The 26,298-nt window shown below is 65.0% G+C and carries 20 protein-coding genes; 11 read left to right on the forward strand and 9 right to left on the reverse strand.

Annotated elements, in window-relative coordinates:
- Nucleotides 1–11: 11 nt before the first annotated feature.
- Complete coding sequence (gene ilvD / locus J5474_RS18020) at nt 12–1,859, reverse strand: dihydroxy-acid dehydratase (RefSeq protein ID WP_209362631.1); 1,848 nt, start codon at nt 1,857–1,859, stop codon at nt 12–14.
- 103 nt (nt 1,860–1,962) lie between these two features.
- Here ilvD and J5474_RS18025 point away from each other — a divergent pair, with 103 nt between their 5' ends.
- On the forward strand, nt 1,963–2,868 hold the full coding sequence (locus tag J5474_RS18025; protein WP_209362633.1) for a LysR family transcriptional regulator: 906 nt from the start codon (nt 1,963–1,965) through the stop codon (nt 2,866–2,868).
- A 167-nt stretch (nt 2,869–3,035) separates the two neighbouring features.
- Here J5474_RS18025 and J5474_RS18030 read toward each other — a convergent pair whose 3' ends face one another.
- Genes J5474_RS18030 through J5474_RS18045 form a run of 4 tightly spaced genes read right to left on the reverse strand, consistent with a single transcriptional unit; the run spans nt 3,036 to nt 9,737 of the window.
- Nucleotides 3,036–5,081 carry a glutamine amidotransferase gene (locus J5474_RS18030; RefSeq protein ID WP_209362635.1) on the reverse strand — a complete coding sequence of 682 codons (2,046 nt, stop codon included), beginning with the start codon at nt 5,079–5,081 and terminating at the stop codon, nt 3,036–3,038.
- Nucleotides 5,078–7,849 (reverse strand): DUF4159 domain-containing protein, encoded by a 2,772-nt coding sequence (locus J5474_RS18035; RefSeq protein WP_209362637.1) that lies wholly within the window; start codon nt 7,847–7,849, stop codon nt 5,078–5,080. The genes J5474_RS18030 and J5474_RS18035 overlap by 4 nt, the downstream gene beginning before the upstream one ends.
- A complete protein-coding gene (locus tag J5474_RS18040; RefSeq protein WP_209362639.1) occupies nt 7,846–8,721 on the reverse strand; it encodes a DUF58 domain-containing protein in 876 nt (291 codons plus the stop codon). The genes J5474_RS18035 and J5474_RS18040 overlap by 4 nt, the downstream gene beginning before the upstream one ends.
- Nucleotides 8,718–9,737 (reverse strand): AAA family ATPase, encoded by a 1,020-nt coding sequence (locus J5474_RS18045; RefSeq protein WP_209362641.1) that lies wholly within the window; start codon nt 9,735–9,737, stop codon nt 8,718–8,720. The genes J5474_RS18040 and J5474_RS18045 overlap by 4 nt, the downstream gene beginning before the upstream one ends.
- A gap of 66 nt (nt 9,738–9,803) precedes the next feature.
- Here J5474_RS18045 and J5474_RS18050 point away from each other — a divergent pair, with 66 nt between their 5' ends.
- Nucleotides 9,804–10,385 (forward strand): DUF1285 domain-containing protein, encoded by a 582-nt coding sequence (locus J5474_RS18050; RefSeq protein WP_209362724.1) that lies wholly within the window; start codon nt 9,804–9,806, stop codon nt 10,383–10,385.
- A gap of 55 nt (nt 10,386–10,440) precedes the next feature.
- Here J5474_RS18050 and J5474_RS18055 read toward each other — a convergent pair whose 3' ends face one another.
- Nucleotides 10,441–10,815 carry a rhodanese-like domain-containing protein gene (locus J5474_RS18055; RefSeq protein WP_209362643.1) on the reverse strand — a complete coding sequence of 125 codons (375 nt, stop codon included), beginning with the start codon at nt 10,813–10,815 and terminating at the stop codon, nt 10,441–10,443.
- 11 nt (nt 10,816–10,826) lie between these two features.
- The gene (locus J5474_RS18060) at nt 10,827–11,720 is read right to left on the reverse strand and encodes an MBL fold metallo-hydrolase (protein ID WP_245216560.1); all 894 of its coding nucleotides are present in this window, start codon (nt 11,718–11,720) and stop codon (nt 10,827–10,829) included.
- A 540-nt stretch (nt 11,721–12,260) separates the two neighbouring features.
- Between J5474_RS18060 and mutL the strand changes: the two genes are divergently transcribed.
- The 5 genes from mutL to lpdA all read left to right on the forward strand — a co-directional run bounded on the left by mutL (nt 12,261) and on the right by lpdA (nt 21,245).
- Nucleotides 12,261–14,150 (forward strand): DNA mismatch repair endonuclease MutL, encoded by a 1,890-nt coding sequence (gene mutL / locus J5474_RS18065; protein ID WP_209362647.1) that lies wholly within the window; start codon nt 12,261–12,263, stop codon nt 14,148–14,150.
- A gap of 11 nt (nt 14,151–14,161) precedes the next feature.
- Nucleotides 14,162–15,313 (forward strand): DNA recombination protein RmuC, encoded by a 1,152-nt coding sequence (locus tag J5474_RS18070; RefSeq protein ID WP_245216561.1) that lies wholly within the window; start codon nt 14,162–14,164, stop codon nt 15,311–15,313.
- 242 nt (nt 15,314–15,555) lie between these two features.
- On the forward strand, nt 15,556–18,213 hold the full coding sequence (gene aceE / locus J5474_RS18075; RefSeq protein WP_209362651.1) for a pyruvate dehydrogenase (acetyl-transferring), homodimeric type: 2,658 nt from the start codon (nt 15,556–15,558) through the stop codon (nt 18,211–18,213).
- A gap of 21 nt (nt 18,214–18,234) precedes the next feature.
- Nucleotides 18,235–19,515: a dihydrolipoyllysine-residue acetyltransferase gene (gene aceF, locus J5474_RS18080; RefSeq protein ID WP_209362653.1), complete on the forward strand. Its 1,281-nt coding sequence runs from the start codon at nt 18,235–18,237 to the stop codon at nt 19,513–19,515.
- 5 nt (nt 19,516–19,520) lie between these two features.
- Nucleotides 19,521–21,245 carry a dihydrolipoyl dehydrogenase gene (gene lpdA / locus J5474_RS18085; RefSeq protein ID WP_209362655.1) on the forward strand — a complete coding sequence of 575 codons (1,725 nt, stop codon included), beginning with the start codon at nt 19,521–19,523 and terminating at the stop codon, nt 21,243–21,245.
- 254 nt (nt 21,246–21,499) lie between these two features.
- On the opposite strand, the gene J5474_RS18090 is transcribed toward lpdA, so the two are convergent.
- Nucleotides 21,500–22,168 (reverse strand): ChrR family anti-sigma-E factor, encoded by a 669-nt coding sequence (locus J5474_RS18090; protein WP_209362657.1) that lies wholly within the window; start codon nt 22,166–22,168, stop codon nt 21,500–21,502.
- Nucleotides 22,165–22,737 carry a sigma-70 family RNA polymerase sigma factor gene (locus tag J5474_RS18095; protein WP_342454065.1) on the reverse strand — a complete coding sequence of 191 codons (573 nt, stop codon included), beginning with the start codon at nt 22,735–22,737 and terminating at the stop codon, nt 22,165–22,167. The genes J5474_RS18090 and J5474_RS18095 overlap by 4 nt, the downstream gene beginning before the upstream one ends.
- A gap of 220 nt (nt 22,738–22,957) precedes the next feature.
- On the opposite strand from J5474_RS18095, the gene J5474_RS18100 reads away from it, so the two are divergent.
- The 4 genes from J5474_RS18100 (at nt 22,958) to J5474_RS18115 (ending at nt 26,241) form a co-directional block, all read left to right on the forward strand.
- Complete coding sequence (locus tag J5474_RS18100) at nt 22,958–24,250, forward strand: NAD(P)/FAD-dependent oxidoreductase (protein ID WP_209362663.1); 1,293 nt, start codon at nt 22,958–22,960, stop codon at nt 24,248–24,250.
- On the forward strand, nt 24,247–25,044 hold the full coding sequence (locus J5474_RS18105) for a DUF1365 domain-containing protein (protein WP_209362665.1): 798 nt from the start codon (nt 24,247–24,249) through the stop codon (nt 25,042–25,044). Before J5474_RS18100 ends, J5474_RS18105 begins: the two co-directional genes overlap by 4 nt.
- A gap of 38 nt (nt 25,045–25,082) precedes the next feature.
- Nucleotides 25,083–25,814 carry an SDR family NAD(P)-dependent oxidoreductase gene (locus J5474_RS18110; RefSeq protein WP_209362667.1) on the forward strand — a complete coding sequence of 244 codons (732 nt, stop codon included), beginning with the start codon at nt 25,083–25,085 and terminating at the stop codon, nt 25,812–25,814.
- Nucleotides 25,815–25,902: 88 nt separating this feature from the next.
- Entirely contained in the window at nt 25,903–26,241 is a 339-nt protein-coding gene (locus tag J5474_RS18115) for a DUF3775 domain-containing protein (RefSeq protein WP_209362669.1), read from the forward strand.
- The last annotated feature ends 57 nt before the right edge of the window (nt 26,242–26,298 follow it).

Here is a 26,298-nt window from a genome sequence, read left to right on the forward strand (position 1 = left end):
CGGAAGACGGCTTACTTCGACAGCTGTTCGACGTCACGCACCGCGCCCTTTGCCGCCGATGTGGTCAGCGCGGCATAAGCCTTCAGGGCGGTGGACACCTTGCGCTTGCGCTGCTCCTCCGGTTTCCAGCCCTTTGCATCGCGCGCCGCACGGCGGGCGGCCAGGGTCGCGTCGTCCACGGCAAGGTGGATGCGGCGGTTGGGGATGTCGATTTCGATCTTGTCGCCCTTTTCCACCAGCCCGATGGTGCCGCCCTCTGCCGCCTCCGGCGAAACGTGCCCGATCGACAGGCCCGAGGTCCCGCCCGAAAAGCGGCCGTCGGTCAGCAGGGCACAGGCTTTGCCCAGTCCCTTCGATTTCAGGTATGAGGTCGGATAGAGCATTTCCTGCATCCCCGGCCCGCCCTTCGGACCCTCGTAGCGGATTACAACCACGTCGCCTTCCTTCACCTTGCCGGTGAGGATGTCGGACACGGCGGTGTCCTGCGATTCGCAGACATGGGCGGTTCCGGTGAAGGTCAGGATGGAGGCATCGACACCGGCCGTCTTCACGATGCAGCCCTCCTTTGCGATATTCCCAAAGAGTACCGCGAGACCGCCGTCCTGGCTGAAGGCGTGTTCTTTCGAGCGGATCACGCCGTTCTCACGGTCGGTGTCCAACTCCTTGTAACGGTTCTCGGTCGAAAACGCCTGCGTCGTGCGCACGCCGCCGGGTGCCGCGCTGAACAGCTTTTCGGCCTCCGGGTTGTTCGCCACCTTGATATCCCAATGCGCGATGGCCTCGCCCATGGTGGTGGAGTGTACCGTGGCGCAATCAGTGTGCAGAAGCCCCGCGCGGCTGAGTTCTCCGAGGATGGAGAAGATCCCGCCCGCCCGGTGCACGTCCTCCATGTGAACGTTGGCGATGTTCGGCGCGACCTTGCAAAGGCAGGGCACCTGCCGCGACAGCCGGTCGATGTCGTCCATGGTGAAATTCACTTCGCCCTCGGCGGCAATGGCCAGCAGGTGCAGCACGGTATTGGTCGACCCGCCCATGGCGATATCGAGGCTCATGGCGTTCTCGAAGGCTTCGAAGGTGGCGACCTCGCGCGGCAACAGGCCTTTTTCTTCCAGTTCATAGTGGCGGCGCGTGATCTCCACGATCTTGCGGCCGGCTTCGAGGAACAGGCCCTTGCGGTCGGCGTGGGTGGCGAGCGTGGAGCCATTGCCCGGCAGCGCCAGTCCCAGCGCCTCGGCAAGGCAGTTCATCGAATTGGCGGTGAACATGCCGGAGCAGGAGCCACAAGTCGGGCAGGCGTTTTCCTCGATGTGCTGCACTTCCTCGTCGGTGTAGGTGTCCGAGGCGGCCGCCACCATCGCATCCACGAGGTCGACCTTCTTGATGTCGAGCGAGGCAAGATCGACCTTGCCCGCCTCCATCGGACCGCCGGAAACGAAGATCACCGGGATGTTCAGCCGCATGGCGGCCATCAGCATGCCGGGCGTGATCTTGTCACAGTTGGAAATGCAGACCATGGCATCGGCGCAATGGGCGTTCACCATGTATTCCACGCTGTCGGCGATGATCTCGCGCGAGGGCAGGGAATACAGCATCCCGTCGTGCCCCATGGCGATGCCGTCATCCACCGCGATGGTGTTGAATTCCTTGGCCACGCCACCGGCGTTCTCGACCTCGCGGGCGACCATCTGGCCGAGGTCCTTGAGGTGCACGTGGCCCGGCACGAACTGTGTGAAGGAGTTCACGATGGCGATGATCGGCTTGCCGAAATCGCCCTCCGTCATGCCGGTCGCGCGCCAAAGGCCGCGGGCCCCTGCCATGTTGCGACCATGGGTGCTGGTTCTGGAACGATAACGCGGCATGGGTGCCTCCTCCGGGTGATGGGTTGCCCGCGTCATACCGTCCTCGCGGCGTGATGTGAAATATATTAGAAAGGCAGGATTGAGACGTTTCGGGACTGAATGGATGGAAGCACGGCAGCTGAGGCATTTCGTGGCGGTGGCGGAGACGCTGCATTTCGGCCGCGCGGCAGAGCGACTGGGCATGACCCAGCCGCCGCTCTCTCAGTCGATCCTCGCGCTGGAGCGGTCGCTGGGCGCCGCGCTCTTCGAGCGCACGCGGCGGTCGGTGGCGCTGACGCCGTTCGGTGCGGCCTTCCTGCCGCAGGTGCGCGCGGCCCTGGAGGGGCTCGATGCGCTGCCGGGGGTGGCGCAACGGCTGCTGTCGGGGCAAAGCGGCGAGCTCGCGCTTTCCTTCGTCTCCACCGCCGATTATTCCGTCCTGCCGCCGCTTGTGCGCCAGTTTCGGCAGGCCTGGCCGCAGGTGGATCTGGCCCTGACAGAGGCGACCTCCGACTGGCAACTGATGCAGCTTGCGGCGGGCCAGGGGCAGGCGGGTCTGATTATCCCGCCGCCCGGCGAGAGCCTGCCCGCGGGGCTGGCTTATCGCTGCCTGCTGCGCGAACCGCTGGTCGCCGCCGTGCCGGAAGTCTGGGCGCAGGAGGGGAGACTGACGTCGGAAACGGGGCTCACGCCTGCGGATGTGATCGCCTCGCCGCTGGTGGTCTTTCCCCGGCAGGCGGCGCCCGCGTTCCACGACCTCGTGATGGGTTATTTCGCGCGCGCGGGCGGGACGGTGGACGTGGTGCAGCGTGCGATCCAGATGCAGACCATCGTCAGCCTCGTTTCAGCAGGGCTGGGGATCGCGCTGGTGCCCGCCTCGCTGCGGCACCTCGCGCGGTCGGGGGTGCGCTATCTGGACCTGACCGACCCGCCCATGCTGGAGACGGGGGTGGTCTGGCGGCGCGACGATGACTCTCCGACACTGCGCAATTTTCTGCAGATCGCGGTATCGTCCGTCGCCGTCGGGTAGCACCTTTCCGACGGTCTTGCACCGGGCGTATGGGCGCGATTCCCGTCTATGGCAGGCGCAGGATGGCGGCACCGCCGCGTTTCAGCGTTGGCCCGGTCCCTGTCGCGTCGGGGGCCTGCAATTCAATCCCGAAGCGGACGGTCCAGTCCCCGCCGGTGAGGCCCATGTCACGCCCGACCGCGTCCCTCGCGCAGCCACGCGCCGACGATCATCGTCGCGGCCAGCAGCAGAACAAGCCACGCGGGCATGAGCGGCGTCTGCCGGATGTCGAGCGTCTCGTAGGCCTCGCGGGGGGTGATGCCGATCCAGCCGCGCCCGGCGGCGGGTCGTCCGGCCCGGACGCTGCGCACGCTCGGCACGCCCTCGGCCAGGCGCAGGATGCCGCCGCGCACGCCATCGATCAGGGGTTCAAGCGGCGCGCCACTGGCGATGGTCTCGATGAACTCGCGCGGCGCAGCGGGGCCGAGACCGACGACGGCGCTCAGATCCCCCTCCGCTAGGCGATAGAGCCCGATCTCCGGCCCGTCATAGACTCCTTCGAAGCGGCCAGGGCTGACCTCTTCCAGCGGCACTTCGATCTCTTGTCCGTCGGGGTCGGTGACTGTCACGGCGCCGACCTCGCCCGAGAGCGAGCGACGCACGATCCGCATGGTCTGGCCGGAGGGTTCGGCCCAAAGCGCCTCTTCCTCCAGTTCCGGTTCCTTCATCATCCAGTGCGCCAGCCTGCGCAGCAGTTCCAGTTGCGGGCCGCCGCCCTCATAACCGCGGGTCCAGAGCCATGCCTGATCGGAGGCCAGCAGCGCCACGCGCCCCTCGCCGACGCGGTCGAGCACCAGCAGCGGGCGGTCGTCGAGGCCGCTCATCACGACGTCGCCGGAAACCGGGTCGACCTCGACCTGCCGCAACCAGCGGCCCCAGTCTTCCTCCCCCAAAAGGCCCGCCGTCACCGGATGTCGCTTGCCCAGATCGGTGACCGCTGGGCGATAGCCCTGGTCGAGGACCCGCGCCGTAGGCTCCGCCGGGATGATGTCGGCCAGAGGCGAGCGATAGATCGAATCGGCGGCAGCGAAATCCGGCCCCGCCGCAACCAGCAGCGCGCCGCCCTTCTCGACGTAGTTGCGCACGTTCTCGAGGTAGATGGCGGGCAGGATGCCGCGCCGCTTGTAACGGTCAAAGATGATGAGGTCGAAGTCGTCGATCTTTTCAAGGAACAGCTCTCGCGTCGGGAAGGCGATCAGCGACAGTTCGGAGACGGGAACGCCATCCTGCTTGTCTGGCGGACGCAGGATGGTGAAATGCACCAGATCGACGGAACTGTCGGATTTCAACAGGTTCCGCCATGTCCGTCCACCGGCGTGCGGCTCCCCGGAGACGAGCAGCACGCGCAGCCGGTCACGCACGCCGTTGATCTGGACCAACGCGCGATTGTTGCGGTCGGTCAGCTCTCCCACGGCCTCCGGGACGACGAACTCGATCACGTTCAGACCACCGTGCGGCAGGTCGACGGGCAGGGTCAGATCCTCGCCAATGGGCACGCGGAAGCGCTGCGGCTCCGCCCCGTCGACGGATATCTCGATCTCGGACTCGGTTTCACCGGGGGCGGCGCCATCGTCCTCGATCCTCAGCGTCAGTTCCACCGGCTCGCCGAGGATGGCAAAGGCGGGCGCGTTCTTTACCAGCAGGCGGCGATCCCAGTCGTCCTCCTGCCCGGTCATCAGCAGATGTAGCGGCGCGGGTAGGGACGGTGCGCGTTCGAGGTCATGCAGACGCCCGTCCGACAGCAGTACGATCCCTGCGATGCGGGCGCGCGGCTCCTCCGCCATGGCGGTCGACAGCGCGGTCATCAGCTGCGTCCCGGCATCGCCCTCCCCATCGGGGACGGGGATGCGGCGGACTTCGGTGTTGGGGCGGGCGAGCAGCTCGGCCTCCAGACGGTCGGCGGCGGCCTCCGTCACCCCGGCGCGTTCCGCCAGCCGTTGCGATGCGGTTTCGTCCACCAGCATCAGCACGATGTCCGACAGGGGCGCGCGGTCCTCCATCTGCCACGATGGCTGCGACAGCGCGGCGATCAGCACAAGCCCGGCCAGAGCGCGCAGAGCCCAGCCACTTAGCCCGCGCCAGAATGCCAGCGCGACGCCGGCAAAAGCCAGCGCCGCCAGCGCCCAGATGACGATCCAGGGCAGAAGCGGGTCAAAGACGATCTGTCCGCTCATTGTCCCAACCGATCCAGCAGGGCAGGCACATGGACCTGATCGCTTTTGTAGTTTCCGGTCAGCACATGCATCACGAGGTTCACTCCAAACCGGTAGGCAATCTCGCGCTGGCGTTCGCCGGTAAAGCCGGAGCCGATCGGCACCAGCGGGTTGCCGCGCTGGTCCATGGCCCAGGCCGCGGCCCAGTCATTGCCGCCGATCACCACCGGGGTCACATTGTCGTTGAGATCACGAAAAGGCATCCCGTCGATGAGTTCGGCATCGGGAGGCGCGGCCTCTACCCAGATTTCGCGGCCCTGCCAACGGCCGGGAAAGTCGTTCAGCAGGTAGAAGGTACGCGTCAGCACGTGGTCCGGCGGTATCGGTTCCAGAGGGGGGACGTCCAGCGGCGCGGCCAGTTGCTGAAGCTTGCGCCCCTCCGGCGTGCCGGAGCCGAACCCCGCCACATCCGCATCGCGCGTGTCGAACAGGATCATCCCGCCAGAGCGCAGGTAGGTGTTGAGCTTGGCATAAGCCTCTGCCGAGGGGGTCGGCTGCGATGCGCTGATCGGCCAGTAGAGCATCGGGTAAAAGGCAAGTTCGTCGGTTTCGAGGTCGACGGCCATCGGGTCCGCCGGCTCGACGGAGGTGCGGAAATAAAGCGTGTCCGAAAGACCCCGCAGTCCGGCGTGCGCGAGGTCGTCGAGAGCGGTGTCGCCGGTGAGTACGTGGGCCAGCACCACTTCAGATGTGGCGGCAATGGCGCGAGAGTCGCCCTGTGGCATGTCCTCCTGCGCGCGCGCGGCTTGCGGCAAGGCGCCAAGCAGCGCCAGCGCCAGCCCGGCGGCCACCGCCCCGCGCAAGCGCCCCGAGAGAGACAGCGACGCGATCACATCGGCCAGCAGCATCAGGATCGCCGCCGCGAGCAGGAGCCCGGCGAGCGGTTTTTCCTGTGGCCGGTCAAGGCCCTCGACGGTTACGGTCTCGGGCCATGTCACGGGCTCCAGCACGGTGTCGGCGGTGACCACATTGCGGGCGAGGCTGCGCTCTTCGCCCTGGTAAAGCCCTGGACGCAGATTCGGCCCCAGCGGGGCGGAAACCAGCGCGGGGCCGTCCACGCCCGGCAGGTTTCCCGCGTCCTGCGGGTTGCCGAACCCGTCCAGCACGCGAACCGGCTGCCAGACGGTGCCTTCCATGTCCTCGATCTCAGGCTGGGTCATGGCGGAGGAAACGGCGAGCCGTTCCAGCATCTGCACAAAAAGGCCGGAGAGCGGCAGCGACGACCATTCGGCATTGGCGGTGACGTGGAACAGGATCACCTGCCCCTGTCCGATTGACTTGCGCGTCACCAGCGGCGTGCCGTCGGCCAGTTGCGCGATCACGCGCTCTCCAAGCGACGGGTCGGGCTGCGCCATGACCTGGCTGTTGACGGTAACGTCATCGGGAACCGGCAGGCCGAAGAAGGGGCTGTCCTCCGTAAACGGCGCCAGCGCCTTCGGTTTGCCCCAGCTCATGGCACCGCCGACGCTGCGACCGCCCTCGCGCAGGCGGACGGGCATCAGCGGGTCTTCGGATTCGCGGCTGACGTCGGAGGCGGCAAGTCGTGGCCCGGAAAAGCGCAGCAGCGTGCCGCCCTTTTCCAGCCATTCGAGGACATCGGCGGCTTCCTGGCCGGTAAGTCGCGCGACATCGGCCAGAACGATCACGTCGGGGTTCGCGGGCAGCACGGTTTCAAGGTCGGTTTCAAGAATGTCCGCCGTCGGGACCAGCGCCTTGCGGAGGTAGTGCAGCGGATCGAGCAGTTGCAGCCCCTCGCGGTCCTCGCGGGCGGAGATCAGCGCCACCTCGCGGCGCCGCAGGGAATCGTCGGGCAGGGTGACGGCGCCCGCGCTATGGGCGCCGCCGATCTCGTAGCGTTCGATGCGGGCGCGCAACTCGGAGGGGATCGAAAGCTCGACCTCCGCTGTCAGGGCCTGCGTGTCGAAGACCACTGGCGTACGCAGCAGCACCGCCGGATTGCCGGCGGGGTCGCGGCCGTGCGCCTCCAGTGAGACCTCGATCTCCGGCCCTGGGCGCATGCGGCGCAGTGTGGCTTGCAGGTTTCCGTCCTTCAGCACCAGCGGCTCCAGCGCCATCAGGCTGCGCGGCGCTTCGAAAACGGTGACGGTGCCATGGTCCTCCAGCGCAGCAAGCAGGTCCTCCCGACCGTCGCGGGCAAGACCGTCCGACAGCCAAAGGGTGTCGAAAGCGTCAGCCTCGGCCAGGATGTCCGCTGTGCGGGCCATGGTTTCGGTGTCCGGTTCCCACGGCTCCGGCTGCAGGCCGGACAGCCGCGTGCGCAAGACATCGGCCGAAAGGAACTGTGGCGGTTGCGGGTCGGTCAGGCGCATCACCGCGACGGGCCGGTCATCGCGCGACGCTTCGCCCAGCATCCCTTCCAGCGCGGTCATTTCCTGCCGCCAATCGCCGGCAGAGGCCCAGCTGGCGTCCATCAATACCAGGAGCGGCGCGTCGCTGACCCCCTCCGCGTCCGTGCGCGGGTTCAGGATCGGCCCCGCAAGGCCGACGATGACCGCCGCCACAGCCAGCATCCGCAGCAGCAGCAGCCACCACGGGGTACGGTCGGTGATCTGTTCGTCGTCCTTCAGCCCGAGCAGCAGGACCACGCCGGGGAACATCCGCCGCACCGGGGCAGGCGGCACGGCGCGCAGGATCACCCAGAGGATCGGCAGGGCGAGGAGGCTCAGCAAGAGCCAGGGGGCGGCAAAACCGATGCCGAAAAAGGTCATCCGGGGCTCCCGTCAAGCGCGCGATAGACCCAGAGCAGGGCCGATTGCGCACTTTGATCCGTGTGATGGGTGAAGTACTGCCAGCCGGTCAGACGGCAGATCGCGTCAAGCCGTGACTTCCGCTCCGCCAGCCTGTCGAGGTAGGGTTCGCGCAGGTCGGCGGCCTTCAGGGTCTCGTAGGCGACGGTCCTGCCGACGCTTTCAAAGATCGTGCGGCCGTGGAAGGGAAATGCCTCCTCGCTGGGGTCGAGGACTTGAAGCAGCACGCCGCGCACGCCGCGATCCGCGGCCTTTGTCAGCGCGGCCTCGACCGCCTCGAAATCAGAGAGGAAGTCGGAAACGAAGAGCGCCTTGGCGTGGGGCAACATGCCGCGCGCCTCCGGCTCTGCGTAGTCGTCTTGTCCCTCTTCGGAGAAATATTCCGCCAGCCGCAGCGTCTGGGTATCGCCGCGACGGGGCGGCAGGGCCCAGCCTGTGAGGCCGACACGCTCACCGCCGCGGATCAGCAGGATGGCCGTTGCCAGCGCCACCAACCGTGCGCGATCCGCCTTGGTCGGCAGCTCCTTGTGGCTGGAAAACCGCAGGCTGGCGCCGGGGTCGACCCACATCTGAACCGACTGTGCGATCTGCCATTCGCGTTCCCGCACGAATTGCTCGTCCCCGCGCGCGGATCGGCGCCAGTCGATCTGGCGGTAGGAATCGCCTGCGCGCAGCGGGCGGTACTGCCAGAAATCATCACCGAGTCCCGCCCGCCTGCGGCCGTGTTCTCCCAACAGGACGGTGCCCGCGAGATGTTCGGCGCGCGCCAGAAGGGCGGGAAAGCGTCCCGCCTCTGTCTGAGCGCGCGTGCGCAAATGGGCGACAGAACTCACGCGGCGGCCTCTTGTCGCGCCAGCCCGGCTGCGACCTCGTCGATGAGGCCAGCCAGATCCTCACCGCGCGCCCGCGCCGAGAAGGTCAGCGCCATGCGGTGGACCAGCACGGGTTTCGCCATGTCCAGCACATCCTCGGGCGAGGGCGCCAGCCGCCCCTGCAGCAGGGCGCGCGCCCGCACGGTCAGCATCAGAGCCTGTGCGGCCCGCGGTCCGGGGCCCCATGCGACGAGATCCTTCACCCGCTCCGGCGCGCTGGGGTCGTCGGGCCGGAAGGCGCGGACGAGGTCGAGGATCTGCTCTACCACGGCGTCGCCCACCGGCATCCGCCGCAGGAGTTTCTGTGCCGCGATCAGTTCCGGCCCGGTAAAGACCTGGTGGCTCTCGGCTTCTTCGGTGCCGGTTGTGGCGAGCAGAATGTCCCTTTCCGTCTTGCGATCAGGGTAGGCCACGTCGATCTGCACGAGGAACCGGTCAAGCTGCGCTTCGGGCAGGGGATAGGTGCCCTCCTGCTCGATCGGGTTCTGGGTGGCCAGAACGTGAAACGGTGCCTCCAGCGCGCGGGTCTGGCCGGCGACAGTCACCTGCTTCTCCTGCATGGCCTGCAAGAGCGCCGACTGCGTGCGGGGCGAGGCGCGGTTGATTTCGTCCGCCATAAGAAGCTGGCAGAAGATCGGGCCGCCGATGAATTTGAAAGTCCGCTGGCCGTCCGCGCCGGTCTCCAGCACTTCCGACCCGAGGATGTCAGCCGGCATCAGGTCCGGCGTGAACTGCACGCGGTTGCCGTCCAGCCCCATGACGGTGGACAGCGTCTCCACCAGCCGCGTCTTTCCCAGGCCGGGAAGGCCGATCAGCAGCGCATGCCCGCCGCAAAGCATGGCCGAAAGCGTAAGGTCGACGACCCGCTCCTGTCCGATGAACCGCGCGGTGATCGACTTCTTCGCGTCGGCCAGCCTGGCCTCCAGCGCCTCGATGTCGGCAACGAGGTCCTCGGCAGTGCTGTCGGTGGGGGCCATGGCGTCTCTCCGTTTCCGAACTATAGTGAATCCAATGTATCCTTGGACAGGTTAATGGCAAAAGCAATGACGCCACAAAATATCGTGACGCCCTCCGCCGACGGCCTCGCGGCGACCGCGCGTGCTGCGAAAAAGGGCAGGGGCCCCGCGCCCGTTCATCTGTGGAACCCGCCGTTCTGCGGCGACCTCGACATGCGCATCGCACGGGACGGTACGTGGTATTACCTCGGCACGCCCATCGGCCGCTTCGAACTCGTGAAACTCTTCTCGTCGATATTGAAACGGGAAGATGGTAAATATTTCCTTGTCACACCCGTGGAAAAGGTCGGCATCACGGTGGAAGATGCGCCCTTCGTGGCTGTGGATTTTACGGTTGAAGGGGCGGGGGAGGCACAAATCCTCACGTTCGAGACCCACGTCGGCGACCACGCCACGGCGGGTCCTGACCATCCGATCCGGGTGGAGCGCGATCCGGAGACTGGCGAGCCTTCGCCGTACATCCTGATCCGCGACGGCCTCGAAGCGCTGATCGACCGCAAGAGCTTTTACCGGCTCGTGGATATCGGAGCGCATCACGACGGCTGGTTCGGCCTGTGGTCGGGCGGCGCGTTCTTCGCGATCATACCGTCTGAAGATCTGGAAGTCTGATTAGGGGACGTGCGAAAAGGGGCGCCCGAGGCGCCCCTGTGGTATCCTTCGGTTCTCACGCCACCTTCTTTGGCGCGCCGGTGCTCATGTCTGTCCCGATGTAGGGTTTCTTGGCGGTCTTCCACGCGCCGAAACCGCCTTCCATATGCGCGATCGTCCTGAGTCCAGCCTCCACAGTCGCCCGGCTTACCTTTTCGGAGCGTGCACCGGAGCCGCAATGGAGCACGATACGCTTGTCAGACTGCCCCGGCAGGGCCTGCGCCTTGAAGAAGGCCATCGGCATCAGGAGCGCGCCCTCGATGTGTTCGAACATGAATTCCTGCGGCGTGCGCACGTCGATCAGGACGATTTCGCCCGCTTTCATCGCCTGCTCGACCTCATCGGGGGTCCATGTCTCGAAAGTGGCGTCGCCGATCGTTTCGCTTTTCATTACGCGTCTCCTCAGAACTTGTTCGCTGGAATCTTGAAGTAGAAATTGCCGTCGCATTCCAAAGGTTCAAGCCTGCCACCGCGCAAATTCACCTGAAGCGCATGCAGCATCCGGTCGGGCAGTGGCAGCGTCTTGTCGCGGTCGGCGCGCAGCTTGCGGAATTCCGCCTCGGACTTGCCCGCCAGATGCGGGTTATTGGCACGGTGCTCGGCAACCGTCGCCTCCCACGCCGGATCCTCGCGGTCCTTCACGGGCGGGTAGTCGTGGCCGACGAAAAGCCGCGTGTCGTCCGGCAGGGCGAGAATCGCCTGGAGGCTGTTCCATAGATCCTGCGTTGTCCCCCCGGGGAAGTCCGCCCGCGAAGTGCCCACATCCACATGCATGAAGGTATCGTGCACAAAGGCCGCATCCCCCATCACATAGGTGATCGAGCCCAGCGTGTGCCCGGGTGACAGCATCACGCGCGCCTCGACATTGCCGAAGGTAAACGTATCGCCATCGGCGAACAGCCGGTCGAAGTCACGTTTCGCGTCAAAGGCGTCGGGCATGTTATAGTAGTCACGCCAGAGGTCGGCGATCTCCGCCACCTTTTCACCGATGGCGTTCGGCGCCCCGGTCTGTTCCTTCAGCCAGGCGGATGCCATCATGTGGTCGGCGTGCGGGTGGGTGTCCAGAACCCAGACGACGTCCAGCCCCTGCGCCTTCACGAAGTCAAGAACCTCTTGCGCGCTGTCGAGGCGGGTGCGTCCGGCTTCGGGGTCGAAGTCCATGACGATGTCGATAAGCGCCGCCTTCTTGGTCTCCGGGCAGGCGGCGACATACATGACCGAGCCGGTGTCCTTCTCATAGAACCCCGTTACCTCGGGCGATCCGGGGCCGGTCGAGGGGCTGGTGCGGGTAAACATGCGGTCCTCCTGTGTTTTGCGTCGATTACATTCCATTCAATGAATGCAACACGTGGCATCACGAAGGGTTCCATGCAAGCCCCCCGCTGCCGGTTGCGTCGGGGGCGGGGTGTGCAGGCGGTGCGTGGTGGACATTTCCTGTCCGGCAGGGGCGAAGTCTCCTGCCGTTTTATCCAATAGAAATGCCCCGCAATGGTCGTCCTGCGGGCGGCAGAGCTGTGCAGGGGGCGCTTCTATTGCGCCCCCGCAGGTATCAGCGCTTGACCAGCGAGATCGGCTGGAACCACGCCTTGGCGAAGGCCTCTCCGTACATCGCTTGAATAGTCTCGAAGGCGATCAGGGGCACAAGCATGTTCGTATCCTTTCCTCTGAAGCGGGCGTTACAATTCTGTTAACCTGATTAACGCAATAAAGTTTCATGGAGTATGCGACATAGGTACGTATCCTGCCATACAAGGTGTTAAACCCGCAATAAATTCACCGTCCTGTCACGCGCGGGACCTGTTCCAGAATCGCGGCGCGCCTGCTAGGTCTGGTGGAATGAACACCCACGACCCCAATATGCGCCCAACGATCCGACAGCTGGACGAGGCTTCGATTAACCGTATCGCTGCGGGCGAGGTGGTCGAACGGCCCGCCTCCGCTGTAAAGGAGCTGGTAGAGAACGCCATCGATGCAGGCGCACGCCGTGTCAGCATCGAGATCGCCGACGGGGGCAAGACGCTGATCCGCGTGACCGACGATGGCTGTGGCATGACCGCCGATGACCTGCCGCTGGCATTGTCGCGACACGCCACGTCGAAGATCGACGGCTCCGACCTGCTGGATATCCGCTCCTTCGGCTTCAGGGGGGAGGCGTTGCCGTCTCTTGGCGCCGTGGCGCGCTTGATGCTTCAGAGCCGGGCAAAGGGTTTCGACGCGGTGGAGTTGTCGGTCGAGGGCGGCCGCATGGGGGCGCTTCGACCCTGCGCGCTGAACGGCGGCACGGTGGTTGCCTTGCGCGATCTTTTCTACGCGACACCCGCGCGGCTGAAATTCCTGCGCAGCGACCGGGCAGAGATGCAGGCCATTGGTGACACGGTGAAGCGCCTCGCCATGGCAGAGCCTGCCGTGGGTTTCACCCTGCGCGACGTCTCGGGTGGCAACGACCGTGTGACCTTTCGGGTGGAGCCGGAGCAGGGCGACCTGTTTGACGCCTTGCGTGGCCGTCTCGGGCGCGTGCTGGGGGCGGATTTCACCGATAACGCCGTCAGTATAGACGCGGAGCGCGAGGGATTTCGCCTGACCGGCTATGCGGCCCTGCCGACCTATTCGCGCGGCACGGCGGTGATGCAGCACCTGTTCGTCAACGGCCGCCCCGTGCGGGACAAGATGCTGATTGGCGCGCTGCGCGGCGCGTATCAGGACTTCCTGTCGCGCGAGCGGCACCCCGCGGTGGCCCTGTTTGTCGACTGCGACCCGCACAAGGTCGATGTGAACGTGCACCCGGCCAAGTCGGAGGTCCGCTTTCGCGATCCCGGCGTGGTGCGCGGCCTTGTCGTGACGGCGCTGCGGCACGCGCTGGCGAATGCCGGGCACCGCGCGTCTTCGACCGTGGCCGAGGCGACGCTGGGCGCGATGCGGCCCGAACCGACGGGACCGCGCATCTACCAGATGGATCGTCCTTCTCTTGGCGCGCGGCAGATGGCCTATGGCATGCAGGCGCCCGCGCCCGACTACCAGCCCGTCCCGCCCTACCAGCCGAAGCCTACCGGCTTTGCCGACCTCGGAGGCAGCTACTCGGGCCGGGTGGTGGAGCCCGAAGCCACGCCAGAGACCACGCCAGAGACACCGCGTGAGGACTATGCGCAGCGCCCCTTGGGGGCCGCCCGCGGGCAGGTGCATGAAAACTACATAATTGCGCAGACCGAGGATGGGGTGGTGATCGTCGATCAGCATGCCGCCCATGAACGTCTGGTTTACGAAAAGCTCAAGCGCCAGATGGCGGAAAATGGTGTTGCCGCACAGGCGCTGCTGATCCCCGACGTGGTGGATCTGTCCGTCGATGATGCGGGCCGTCTGCTGGCCGTTGCAGAGGACCTGACGAAAATGGGTCTGACCATCGAGCCCTTTGGCGCGGGGGCCATAGCGGTGCGCGAAACTCCCGCGATCCTCGGGGAGGTGGACAGTCAGGGCCTCATCCGCGACATCCTGGACGAGCTTGACGATCACGGTGAGACCGCGCTGGTGCAGGAAAAGATCGAGGCGATCCTGAGCCGCGTCGCCTGCCACGGCTCCATCCGGTCGGGGCGCGTCATGCGCGCGGAGGAAATGAACGCCCTCCTGCGCGAGATGGAGGCGACGCCGCATTCGGGCCAGTGCAACCACGGGCGCCCAACCTACGTGGAACTGAAGCTGTCCGACATCGAACGGCTGTTCGGGCGCACATGACGGCGGGCGGAATGACGGTCGATCTGAACGACCCGGTTGTGCTGGTGGCTTTGGGCCTCGGCATTCTGCTGGTGCTCTTGCTGGTGTCCTCGGCCCGCGCTTCGGCCCGCGCGGCGCGTTCGATCGAGCCACTGGCGCAGCAGATGCGCGCCATGGCTGGGCGGGTGCAGCAATTGTCGGACGGACAGGAGCGGCTGGCAGGCGGGCTGCATCATGTCTCGGAAATGCAGGCGAACAGCCAGTCGGCCATGATGCAGGTGATGGAAACCCGGCTGGCCGAAGTGCAGGCCCGCACGGTGGAGACGTTGCATGGCTCCGCCCGCCGCACGGCGCATTCGCTGGGCGAATTGCAGGAACGCCTTCAGGCCATCGACAAGGCCCAGGCCAATATCACGAAACTGTCGGGCGACGTGCTGTCGCTACAGGACATCCTGTCGAACAAGCAGACGCGCGGCGCGTTCGGTGAAATCCAGCTGACCGATATCGTCGGCAAGGCGCTGCCTTCGGACAGCTACACCTTGCAGGCGACGCTGTCCAACGGGCGGCGAGCGGATTGCCTGATCCACCTGCCCAATCCCCCCGGCCCCATCGTGGTCGACGCGAAGTTCCCGCTTGAGGGTTACGAGGCCCTGCGCCGGGCCGAAACGCAGGAACAGCTGAGCCGCGCCGCGCAGGCCTTTCGGCTGTCGGTGCGCAAGCACATCCGCGACATTTCCGATCGTTATATCCTTGAGGGAGAGACCGCCGACGGCGCCATGATGTTCCTGCCCTCGGAAGCGGTCTACGCGGAATTGCACGCGAACTTCCCCGAGGTGGTGCGCGAAGGCTTTTCCGCCCGCGTCTGGATCGTTTCACCCACCACCTGCATGGCGACGCTGAACACCATGCGCGCGATTCTGAAGGATGCGCGTATGCGGGCGCAGGCCGGGGCTATCCGACGCGAACTGCATGCTCTCTACGGCGACGTCGACCGTCTGGGCGCGCGGGTGGCAAATCTCGATCGTCATTTCGGGCAAGCCGCGAAGGACGTTCAGGAGATCAAAATCAGCGCCGAAAAAGCCAGTAAGCGCGCCCGTCGGCTCGACAATTTCGATTTTGAGGATCTTGGGGATGAGCCGGCTCCCACTGTTGCCGTGCTGCGTGCCGACCAGCGCGTAGATTAGTTCAGTCTTGAACTATTTCCTGGCAGGCGCAACGCGCAGCTATGCGCGCTGCGCATGGACGTTATGCGCCTGACCTTCTGCCGCTACGGCATACCCGCTGATACACCCCGCTTTAACCACGGGAGGATCGTGCTACCATTACCCGTCAGCGGGAGGAGAGCACCGCTCCCGGCGTAGTTTGTTTAAGGCTGAACCATTGCTGCGCCGCAGCTAGGGAAGGCCGACAGGAGGGAAGAGGACACATGAAAGACGCTCCCCAGGACATGGATCCGGTCGAATCCCAGGAATGGCAGGAAGCCATCGAGGACGTCATCGAACGGGACGGCGCGGACCGCGCGCATTTCCTGCTCGACAAGGCCGTACAGCGGGCGCGGGCGGCGGGGGCACGGCTGCCCTTCTCGGCCACCACGCCATATCAGAACACGATTTCGCCCGACGACGAAGTCGACATGCCCGGCGACACCGAGATGGAATGGCGCATCCGCACCATCAACCGCTGGAACGCCATGGCGACCGTGGTCAAGCGCAACAAGGAATCGAGCGAGTACGGCGGACACATCGCCTCCTTCGCGTCTTCCGCCGCGCTTTATGACATGGGTCTGAACCACTTCTGGCGCTCCAAATCCGCGATCCACGGCGGCGATCTGGTGTTTTTCCAGGGCCACGTGATCCCCGGCATCTACGCGCGCTCTTTCATGGAGGGCCGCATTTCCGAAGAGCAGCTGAAGCAGTTCCGGTCGGAGGTTTCGGGCGAGGGGCTGTCGTCCTACCCGCACCCCTGGCTGATGCCGGATTACTGGCAGTTCCCGACCGTCTCCATGGGCCTTGGCCCGCTGATGGCGATCTACCAGGCGCGCTTCATGAAATACATGGAGAATCGTGGGTTGATCGAGAAGTCCGACCGCAAGGTCTGGGCTTTCCTCGGCGACGGCGAGATGGACGAACCGGAATCGCTTGGGGCGATCCACCTTGCCGCGCGCGAGAAGCTCGACAACCTGATTTTTGTCGTGAACTGCAACCTGCAGCGGCTCGATGGCCCGGTGCGCGGTAACTCCAAGATCGTGCAGGAGCTGGAGGGCAACTTCCGCGGCTCCGGCTGGGACGTGATCAAGCTGCTCTGGGGGCGCGGCTGGGATGAATTGCTGGAACAGGACACCTCGGGCAAGCTGCGCCAACTGATGGACGAAACCATCGACGGCGACTACCAGACCTTCAAATCGAAAGACGGCGCCTACATCCGGAAGCATTTCTTCGGCAAGTACCCGGAGACCGCCGAGCTGGTGAAGGACTGGACCGACGAGCAGATCTGGGCCCTGCGCCGCGGCGGGCACGATCCGAAGAAGGTCTACAATGCCTTCAAGCGCGCGACCGAAGCCGAGGGCCAGCCCACGCTGCTTCTGGTCAAGACGGTCAAGGGCTACGGCATGGGCACCGCTGGCGAAGGCCAGAACACCACCCACCAGCAGAAGAAGATGCAGGTGGAACAACTGAAGGCCATGCGCGACCGCTTCAAGATCCCCGTCACCGACGAGGAACTGGAGCACGACGTTCCCTTCGTCAGCCTGAACAACGCTCAGAAGGCCTACATGGCCGAGCGGCGCAAGGAACTGGGCGGGGCCTTCCCGAAACGGTTCACCGACGCGCCCTCGCTGGAAATCCCGCCGCTGGAGGCCTTCAAGAAGGAGTTGCAGGACAGCGGGGACCGCGAATTCTCCACCACCATGGCCTTTGTCCGGATCCTGACCACGCTCCTGCGTGACAAGAAGGTGGGCAAGCAGGTGGTGCCGATCGTCCCGGACGAATCCCGCACCTTCGGGATGGAGGGGCTGTTCCGTTCGGTGGGCATCTACAACCCGCTGGGGCAGCAATACACGCCCGAGGACCGGGACCAGATGTCCTACTACAAGGAATCCGAGACCGGGCAGGTGCTGCAGGAGGGCATCAACGAGGCTGGTGCCATGGCCGACTGGATCGCCGCTGCAACGTCGTATTCCACCCACGGCGTGCCGATGATCCCGTTCTACATCTACTACTCCATGTTCGGCTTCCAGCGCATCGGCGACCTTGCCTGGGCCGCCGGGGACAGCCGCGCGCGGGGCTTCATGCTGGGCGGCACCGCGGGCCGGACCACACTTAACGGCGAAGGCCTGCAGCACGAGGACGGGCATAGCCACATCCTCGCCGGGACCATTCCTAACTGTATCAGCTACGACCCGACGTTTTCGTATGAGGTTGCGGTGATCGTGCAGCACGGTCTTCAGCGCATGTTCGCGGATCAGGAGGACGTGTTCTTCTACCTCACCCTGATGAACGAGAACTACCACCACCCGGAGATGCCCATGGGCGCCGAAGAAGGGATCATCAAGGGTCTCTACCGGATGAAGAAAGCCGAAAAGCCCGCCAAGAAACATGTGAACCTGATGGGGTCCGGCACGATCCTTGTGCAGGCCCTGCATGCGGCGAAGATGCTGGAGGAGGATTTCGGCGTCACGTCCGACATCTGGTCGGCCACCTCCTTCAACGAACTGGCCCGTGACTATCAGGACTGCGCGCGCCACAACCGGCTGAATCCCTTCGCCGAAGAACGCGTGCCCTATGTGACCCAAACTCTGGCCAACGCGCAGGGGCCGATCATCGTCGCCACCGATTACATGAAGAATTATGCCGAACAGGTGCGTGGCGCGGTGATGCAACGGATGACGGTACTGGGCACGGACGGCTTTGGCCGGTCCGACAGCAGGGTGAACCTGCGGCGCTTCTTCGAGGTGGATGCCAACCACATCGCGGCGGCCGCGATGGTCGACCTTTTCCGCGAGGGTGTGGTCGGCGAGAAGGAACTCGAAACAGCCCTGAAGAAATACGACATCGACGGCGGCAAGCCGAACCCGCGGCTGGTCTGACGGGACGAGGAGGATTCAAGAATGACAACCGAAGTCAAAGTGCCGGATATCGGCGATTTCAATGATGTGCCCGTCGTCACGGTACTGGTCAGCGTCGGCGACACCATCGCCGTCGAAGACGCCATCATCGAACTGGAGTCTGACAAGGCGACCATGGAGGTTCCGTCCTCGCACGCGGGCGTCGTGAAGGAGATCAAGGTTTCCGAAGGCGACAAGGTCTCCGAAGGCTCCGTCGTGCTGGTCATCGAGGCCGAGGACGCCACCGACAAGGCCGGGGACATGGAATCAAAGCCGATTCCTCCGGGCAAAGAGCACGAGACGCAAAAGCAGGACAGGGAACCCGAGGCGGATGTCGCCCCGGCACCCGCGCCTGCGCCAAAGACCGATGCGGGCTTCTCGAAGGTGCACGCCTCGCCCTCTGTCCGGGCCTTTGCCCGCCGGGTCGAGGTCGACCTGAACACGATTAACGGCACCGGCCGCAAGGGACGCATCCTGCGCGAGGACGTTGAAAAGGCGATGAAAACCGTGGCGGCTCCGGCGGCAGCGGGCGGGGCGCAGGGTGGCATGGGCATTCCGCCGATCCCCGCCGTCGACTTTTCGAAGTTCGGCGCGGTGGAAGACGTGGAAATGCCGCGGATCAAGAAGATCTCCGGCCCGGCTCTGCACCGCAGCTGGCTGAACATCCCGCACGTCACCCACAACGACGAAGCCGACATCACCGAGCTGGACAAATACCGCAAGGAGATGGACACGCAGGCCAAGGAGGAGGGCTATCGTGTCACGTTGCTGTCCTTCGTCATCAAGGCATCCGTCTCCGCGCTGAAACAGCACTGGGAGGTCAATTCCTCGATCCACCCGGACGGGGACAAACTGATCCGCAAGAGCTACTATAACATTGGTTTTGCGGCCGATACGCCGAACGGACTAATGGTGCCGGTGATCAAGGACGCCGACCGCAAGGGACTGGTGGAAATCTCCAGGGACCTGATGGAGCTGTCCAAGGCGGCACGCGACGGCAACCTGAAATCGAAGGACATGCAGGGGGCAACCTTCACGATCTCGTCGCTGGGTGGCATCGGCGGCACGTCGTTCACCCCCATCGTCAATGCGCCGGAGGTGGCGATCCTCGGCCTGACGCGCTCTAAGATGGCCCCGGTCTGGAACGGTTCGGAATTTGTTCCGCGCCTGATGCAGCCGCTTTCGCTTTCTTATGACCACCGCGCCATCGACGGGGCCCTTGCGGCACGCTTCTGCGTGACGCTCAAGGACCTGCTCGATGACATGCGCAAGCTGATGTGGTGAACGAGATGGACATCAAGATACCCGATATTGGTGATTTCAATGACGTTCCGGTGGTCTCCGTGCTGGTTTCCGTTGGCGATACCGTGGCCGAAGAGGACGCGCTGATCGAACTGGAATCCGACAAGGCGACCATGGAGGTTCCGTCCTCCGGCGCCGGTGTCGTCAAGGAAATCAAAGTGAAGGAGGGGGATCGCGTTTCCCAAGGCGACGTGATCGTGGTGCTGGAAGGGGCCAAGGCCTCTTCGGACGAAGCGCCGAAGGAGGCCCCCAAGGCCGAAACGCCAAAGGCCGTGGTGGCCAGTGGAACGGCGACGGGCAGGGGCGACGTGCACGCCGAGGTCGTCGTTCTCGGCTCGGGTCCGGGCGGTTACACGGCGGCGTTCCGGGCGGCCGATCTGGGGAAATCGGTTGTGCTGATCGAGAAGGACGACAGCCTCGGCGGTGTCTGCCTGAACGTCGGCTGCATCCCTTCCAAGGCGCTCCTGCACATGGCAAAGGTCATCACGGAGGCCGGGGAAGTCGCCCACCACGGGCTGAAATTTGCCAAGCCAGAGGTCGATCTGGCTGGTCTGCGCGGTTTCAAGAACGAGGTCGTGGGCAAGCTGACGGGCGGTCTGGGCGGTCTGGCAAAGGCGCGAAAGGTCAAGATCGTCAAGGGCTTCGGTAAGTTCACCGGACCGAACATGATCGACGTGGAGGGGACCAGCGTCAGCTTTGACCAATGCATCATCGCCGCCGGGTCCGAGCCGGTGACGCTGCCCTTCATTCCGCACGACGACCCGCGCGTGATCGATTCGACCGGCGCGCTGGAACTGGAGAACGTGCCGGGCCGGATGCTGGTGCTCGGCGGCGGGATTATCGGGCTGGAAATGGCCTGCGTCTACGATGCGCTCGGCGCGAAGATCACGGTCGTCGAACTGATGGACCAGATCATTCCCGGTGCCGACAAGGATGTGGTCAAGCCCTTGATGCAGCGCATTAAAGGCCGCTACGAGAACATCTTCCTCAAGACCAGGGTGACTGCGGTCGAGGCGAAGGATGAGGGGCTGACTGTCACCTTTGAGGACGACCAGGGCGAAACTTTCTCCGATACCTTCGACAAGGTGCTGATCGCTGTGGGTCGCCGTCCGAATGGCAAGAAGATCGATGCTGACAAGGCTGGCGTGGCCGTGGATGAACGCGGCTTTATCGGCGTGGACAGCCAGCAACGCACTGGAGCCAAGCATATCTTTGCCATTGGCGACGTGGTTGGGCAGCCGATGCTGGCGCACAAGGCTGTGCACGAGGGCAAGGTCGCGGCAGAGGTCTGCGCGGGCGAGAACCGGCATTTCGACGCGAAGGTGATCCCTTCCGTGGCCTATACCGACCCCGAAGTCGCTTGGGTCGGGGTGACGGAAACGCAGGCCAAGGCCGATGGCATAAAGGTCGAAAAGGGCGTCTTCCCTTGGGCCGCCTCTGGTCGGTCGCTGTCTCTGGGACGCTCCGAGGGCATGACCAAGCTGCTGTTTGACCCCCAGGACCAACGGGTAGTGGGCGGCGGCATTGTCGGTCCCAACGCGGGCGACCTGATCGCAGAGATTGCTTTGGCCATCGAGATGGGGGCGGACGCTGTGGATCTTGGTCACACGATCCACCCGCACCCGACCCTGTCGGAAACAGTGAACTTTGCCGCCGAGATGTTCGAGGGCACCATCACCGATCTGATGCCGCCGAAGAAGAAAAAGCACTGACGTGGGGCGGAGTTAACACCACGAGCGCGCGCGGAAAGGGGCGCCCGGTCGCAACCGGGCGCCCTTATCTGGTGTTGGGTTTGGCGTGGCGCGCCGGTGCCGGCACAAGGGAAGACCAGGATTCTTGACAGGATCTGCAGTCGTTTACGGTAGATCTGGACCTGACGGACTCCAGAAACAGGTGGATAATAGCCCATACTGCCTGACGCTGCGTCAAAAATGGTTAACGGGTCAATTTACTTGCGCGCGCGGTGTCAGATCCGGAAGAGTGGTTGCAGCAGACGCGGCAGGAAAGAGTTGAACCGCAGCGGTGAGTCGGTGACCGCGAGGCATATGCAATCCTGAGACATGTCAGCGACCGGCATGTGGTTCACCGAAGGGTCCGCAACCTCCACATCGCCGCGCGCGAAATGGCCGTCCTCGTCGGAATAGGCCCCCTGCAGGACCAGGGTCAGCTCCAGCCCGTTGTGCGTGTGGTCCGGCACGGCGGTGCCGGCGGGAATGTACAGCAGGCGGGCCGTGGCTTCGGGCGTGGTGCGCAGGATCGACTGCTTCACCCCCATGCCCAGCGAGCGCCAGCGCACGCGATCGAGCCCGCCGATGTAGGCGGCCAGCGGTGCGGGCACCACCGGGTCGGGCGCGGGGTCGGCGGACAGGCGGATCGGGCGGGCCTCTGGAACCGTTCCCCGGATCGCGGCCATCGCACGGTCGAGCGCATCGTCACCCATCGCGGCGCCCGCGCTGTCCTCGAGCACCGCGCCACCAAGCGTTTCGTGTGCCTCCACCGCAGCGCGGCAACTGTCACAGAGCGAGACATGCGTGGCGACGATCAGGTTCACCGCCTCCGCCAGGGTGCCGGTGGCGTAGGCCGCGATCAGGTCGTCGGTCAGGTGATGTTTTGGATTGTATGGACTATGCGTCATCGGGGATCCCTCACGTCGAGTGCGTGGCGCAGGCGGTCCAGCGCCAGCCGGATGCGGGACTTGATCGTGCCCAGCGGGAGACCGGTTTCGGCGGCGATCTCCGAATGGGTCATTTCGCCGAAATACGCCTTCTCGATCAGGTCGCGTTGTTTCTTGGGCAGCGCCTTCAGCGCCGCGCCGAGGTATTCGGTCTCCTGTTGCAGACCGAGCAGTTCGGCCTGATCCGGGTCGGGCTCCGGACCCCAGGGGAGGTCTTGGGGTTCAGGGCGTCTTTGCCGCCGGGCAATGTCGATCCGGCGGTTTCGCGCGATGGTGAAAAGCCACGTAGCGGCGGACGCGCGCGACGGGTCGAACAGCGCGGCCTTGCGCCACGCGGTGGCAAGGACGTCCTGCGCGCATTCCTCTGCCAGCGCCGGATCGGTACCGGAGCGGATAAGGAAGCCTTTGATCCTGGGGGCGAAATGGCAAAAGAGCGCGGCAAAGGCCGCTTCGTCCCGGTGGTCGCGGATCCGGATCAGGGCATTGGCCCAGATGGCGGGGTCTTCGGCTTTGGTCGTGTCGTGCGGCACTCTGAGATCCTTCGTCCCGATCCGTTGTGCCCTGCGGCGCGGGGGCACGGCAAGGGGCGGCGGGTCGCAGGGGGCGGTATGGCGGAGCGCGGTCAACATAAGCAGTCTACGCGCGCCGCGGGGGACCGGATCAGTGGCGGCACTGTTTTTTTCAGCGCCGAGTCATCCGGCGAGCCGTTGCCTGCGTAGTGCTGGACGAAACACAGTCGAAGGAAACACCATGCCGTTCGAGCACAGTCCCGTGAAAGCGGCAGAGCCCCTCCGCCGCATCGCCGTGATCGGTGGCGGCATTTCCGGCATGGGAGTGGCGCACATGCTGGCCGATGATGCGCGCGTTGTGCTGTTCGAAGCCGAGCCGCGATTGGGCGGTCATGCTCGTACGCGTGTGGTTGAGGGGCAGCCGGTCGACACCGGCTTCATCGTGTTCAACTACGCCAATTATCCCCTGCTGACCGCGCTTTTCGATCGGCTGGACGTGCCGGTGGTGAAATCCGACATGAGTTTTTCCGCGTCACTTCGGAGCGGGCTGGAATATGGGCTGCGCGACATGGGGGCGGTCTTCGCTCAGAAAAGTAACGCTTTACGCCCGCAGTTCTGGGGGATGCTGCGCGACGTAATGCGGTTCAACGCCCGTGCCGTCTCGGTGGCGCAGGACCAAAGCCTCACGCTGCGCGAATTTCTGAAGGTGCTGGGGACCGGGGACTGGTTCCGCGACCACTACCTGCTGCCGCTGTCGGGGGCGATCTGGTCGACGCCGGTAGAAAAAATCCTCGACTTTCCGGCGCACGCTCTGGTGCGGTTCTTTCAGAACCACGCGCTGCTCAGCCATACCGGCCAGCATCAGTGGTACACGGTTCAGGGCGGGTCGGTCGAATACGTCACGCGGCTTGAGGCAGAGATGCGACGGCAGCGCGTCGATCTGCGGCCCGGTGTGGCGGTGGAGGCGGTCAAGCGCACAGGCACCGGCGTTATGGTCCGCGCGCATGGTCACTGGGACGCCTTCGACGAGGTGGTCTTTGCCACCCATGGCGACGTGTCGCGCCGCCTGCTGGTGGATGCCGACGCGCGCGAGGCGCAGGCACTGGACCGTGTGACCTATCAGCCCAACCGCGTGGTCCTGCATTCAGACACCGCGCTGATGCCGCGCCGCCGGGCCTGCTGGTCGGCGTGGAACTACTGCGAGGCGCCGGACAAGCGGTCGGAGACCATCGACCTGACTTACTGGATGAACTGCCTGCAACCAATCCTGGAGGTGCGACCGCTGTTCGTGACGCTGAATTCCACCCGTGGCATCGATCCTGCGCTGGTGCATGACGAGGTGGTACTGCGGCATCCGGTCTATGACGCCGGGATGCTGGAGGCGCAGCGCGCCGTGGCTGCCTTCAACGGTGCGCGGAACACATGGTTTTGCGGCGCGTGGATGCGCAACGGGTTCCACGAGGACGGGTTGGCCAGCGCAGCCGAGGTTGCGCGCGCGCGGACCGAACAGGCGCGCGAAAGGGCCGCCGCATGACCGAGCTGGTCGCGGCGCATACTTTCCACGCGCGGAAAGGGGCGATCGAGAACGCCTTTCGTTACTCCGTCGATTACGTGCTGGTCGATCCCGATGGTTCGGCGGGGCCGGGGCTTTTCGGGCGCAACCGGGCGGGGCTGATGTCGGTACAGGATGCGGACCACGGCGGAGCGCCGGGGCGGGGGCGCGGCGCGGCATGGGCGCGGCATGTTCTGGCTGCGCACGGCGTGCGCTTTGCCGGGCCGCTGCTGCTTCTGGCGCAGCCGCGCCTTCTGGGACACGTCTTCAACCCGGTATCCTTCTGGTTGGCCTGTGACGGGGAGGGACTGCGGGCGGTGATCGCGGAGGTGACGAACACTTTCGGCGACCGGCATTCCTACCTGTGTGCGAAAGAGGACGGGTCTCTGATCGGGGCGTCGGATCGGTTGCGGGCGGTGAAGGTCTTTCACGTATCGCCGTTCCAGCCGATTGCGGGGGCCTATACCTTTCGCTTCGACATTCAGCCGGATCGGGTGGGGGTGTGGATCGACCTCGACCACGACGGGGGCGGGGTCATCGCCACGCTGGTCGGGTCGCGCAAGCCGCTGACAAATCGCGCGATCCTGTGGTCGGCTTTGCGGCGGCCCTTTGGTACGCGGCGGGTGCTGGCGCTGATTTATTGGCAGGCGATGACGCTGAAGCTGAAGAGTGCGCGATATCGCCCGCGCCCCTTGCCGCTGGGGCCGGAGGTCACGAAAGCAGGCGACTTGGGAATGGGCAAAGCGAGCGCCGAACACCGACGCGACACGGCATGATCTGAACTGGTCCCCGTGATGATACCTGAGGAGGCCTTATGAGAGACTGGAGCGCAAAGCGGTACTGGCTGGTGGGCGCCAGCGAGGGGCTGGGCGCGGCACTGGCCCGCGAGATGAGCGCCGCCGGGGCGGAGTTGTACCTGTCCGCGCGGTCGGAGGACCGTCTGGGGGCGTTGGCTGACAGCCTGCCGGGCAAGGCGCATGTTTTGCCGGTCGATATCACCGACGCCGGAGCGCTTGAGCGCGTGGCCGAGACGATCGGGGATTTCGACGGGGTGGTGCAACTGGCGGCGGTCTACTGGCCCTTCGGCGCACAGGAGTGGGACGCGGAGCACGCCAACCTCATGGCGGACGTGAATCTTGGCGGGGCAATGCGGCTGATGGGCGTGGTCGTGCCGCGGTTTGTTGCGCGTGGACGGGGGCATATCGTGATGACCGGATCGTTATCGGGCTATCGTGGGCTGCCGGGTGCCGCGGCCTATGTCGCCACGAAATCCGGCGTCATGGCGCTGGCGGAATCGCTTCACGCCGACCTGCGTGGCACAGGGGTGGAGGTGCAGCTGATAAACCCCGGCTTCATCGAGACCCGGCTGACCGAGAAGAACGATTTCCACATGCCCTTCAAGATGCAGCCGGACGAGGCGGCGCAGGTCTATTTCGGCCACATGACGCGGGGCGGTTTCCAGAAGGCGTTCCCGCGGCTATTCTCGTGGGTCTTCCGCGGCAGCCAGTTCCTGCCGGACTGGCTCTATTACCGGATATTTTCATGAGCGTCCGCTTGCCGGTGTTTGTTTAAGATCAAGGTGCGATGCCTCTTTTGCTGTAGTCTGGTCGCGACTCGGAAAAGGGAGGCGCGACATGCAATTCAGCGACAAGATCAGCGTGCGGGAGGTGGCCGGGGTCATTCTGATGGCGCGGGAATTGAATCGGGGTGAGGGCGAATTGCGTGGCCTCATCGACCGGATGGACGAAGAAGAGGCGGCAGCCCTGACGGCGATCATGTGGGTCGGGCGCGGGTCGTTCGAGGCGGAGGAATTCGAAGACGCTTTCCAGACCGCGCTGGGCGAGGCGACGACACCGACCGCCGATTACCTGATCGGCACGCCACACCTGTCCGACAACCTCGAGGCGGGGCTTGAGGCGTTGGGCTACGATCCTACTGACGAAGAGGACGATCTGCTACGGCGTGGGGCCTGACCGGGACCTGACCGGGGCCTGACCGGGGCCTGATTGGAGGCCGGAGTGGGGTTCTGA

The organism is Sagittula salina (genome assembly GCF_017813235.1).
GTDB classification, from domain to species: Bacteria; Pseudomonadota; Alphaproteobacteria; order Rhodobacterales; family Rhodobacteraceae; genus Sagittula; species Sagittula salina.

Excerpts from the sequence above, each read along its gene's own strand:
- ilvD (WP_209362631.1), bottom strand. The coding sequence starts at position 1,859 with ATGCCGCGTTATCGTTCCAGAACCAGCACCCATGGTCGCAACATGGCA.
- J5474_RS18025 (WP_209362633.1), top strand. The coding sequence starts at position 1,963 with ATGGAAGCACGGCAGCTGAGGCATTTCGTGGCGGTGGCGGAGACGCTG.
- J5474_RS18030 (WP_209362635.1), bottom strand. The coding sequence starts at position 5,081 with ATGAGCGGACAGATCGTCTTTGACCCGCTTCTGCCCTGGATCGTCATC.
- J5474_RS18035 (WP_209362637.1), bottom strand. The coding sequence starts at position 7,849 with ATGACCTTTTTCGGCATCGGTTTTGCCGCCCCCTGGCTCTTGCTGAGC.
- J5474_RS18045 (WP_209362641.1), bottom strand. The coding sequence starts at position 9,737 with ATGGCCCCCACCGACAGCACTGCCGAGGACCTCGTTGCCGACATCGAG.
- J5474_RS18050 (WP_209362724.1), top strand. The coding sequence starts at position 9,804 with ATGACGCCACAAAATATCGTGACGCCCTCCGCCGACGGCCTCGCGGCG.
- J5474_RS18055 (WP_209362643.1), bottom strand. The coding sequence starts at position 10,815 with ATGAAAAGCGAAACGATCGGCGACGCCACTTTCGAGACATGGACCCCC.
- J5474_RS18060 (WP_245216560.1), bottom strand. The coding sequence starts at position 11,720 with ATGTTTACCCGCACCAGCCCCTCGACCGGCCCCGGATCGCCCGAGGTA.
- mutL (WP_209362647.1), top strand. The coding sequence starts at position 12,261 with ATGAACACCCACGACCCCAATATGCGCCCAACGATCCGACAGCTGGAC.
- J5474_RS18070 (WP_245216561.1), top strand. The coding sequence starts at position 14,162 with ATGACGGTCGATCTGAACGACCCGGTTGTGCTGGTGGCTTTGGGCCTC.
- aceE (WP_209362651.1), top strand. The coding sequence starts at position 15,556 with ATGAAAGACGCTCCCCAGGACATGGATCCGGTCGAATCCCAGGAATGG.
- aceF (WP_209362653.1), top strand. The coding sequence starts at position 18,235 with ATGACAACCGAAGTCAAAGTGCCGGATATCGGCGATTTCAATGATGTG.
- lpdA (WP_209362655.1), top strand. The coding sequence starts at position 19,521 with ATGGACATCAAGATACCCGATATTGGTGATTTCAATGACGTTCCGGTG.
- J5474_RS18090 (WP_209362657.1), bottom strand. The coding sequence starts at position 22,168 with ATGACGCATAGTCCATACAATCCAAAACATCACCTGACCGACGACCTG.
- J5474_RS18100 (WP_209362663.1), top strand. The coding sequence starts at position 22,958 with ATGCCGTTCGAGCACAGTCCCGTGAAAGCGGCAGAGCCCCTCCGCCGC.
- J5474_RS18105 (WP_209362665.1), top strand. The coding sequence starts at position 24,247 with ATGACCGAGCTGGTCGCGGCGCATACTTTCCACGCGCGGAAAGGGGCG.
- J5474_RS18110 (WP_209362667.1), top strand. The coding sequence starts at position 25,083 with ATGAGAGACTGGAGCGCAAAGCGGTACTGGCTGGTGGGCGCCAGCGAG.
- J5474_RS18115 (WP_209362669.1), top strand. The coding sequence starts at position 25,903 with ATGCAATTCAGCGACAAGATCAGCGTGCGGGAGGTGGCCGGGGTCATT.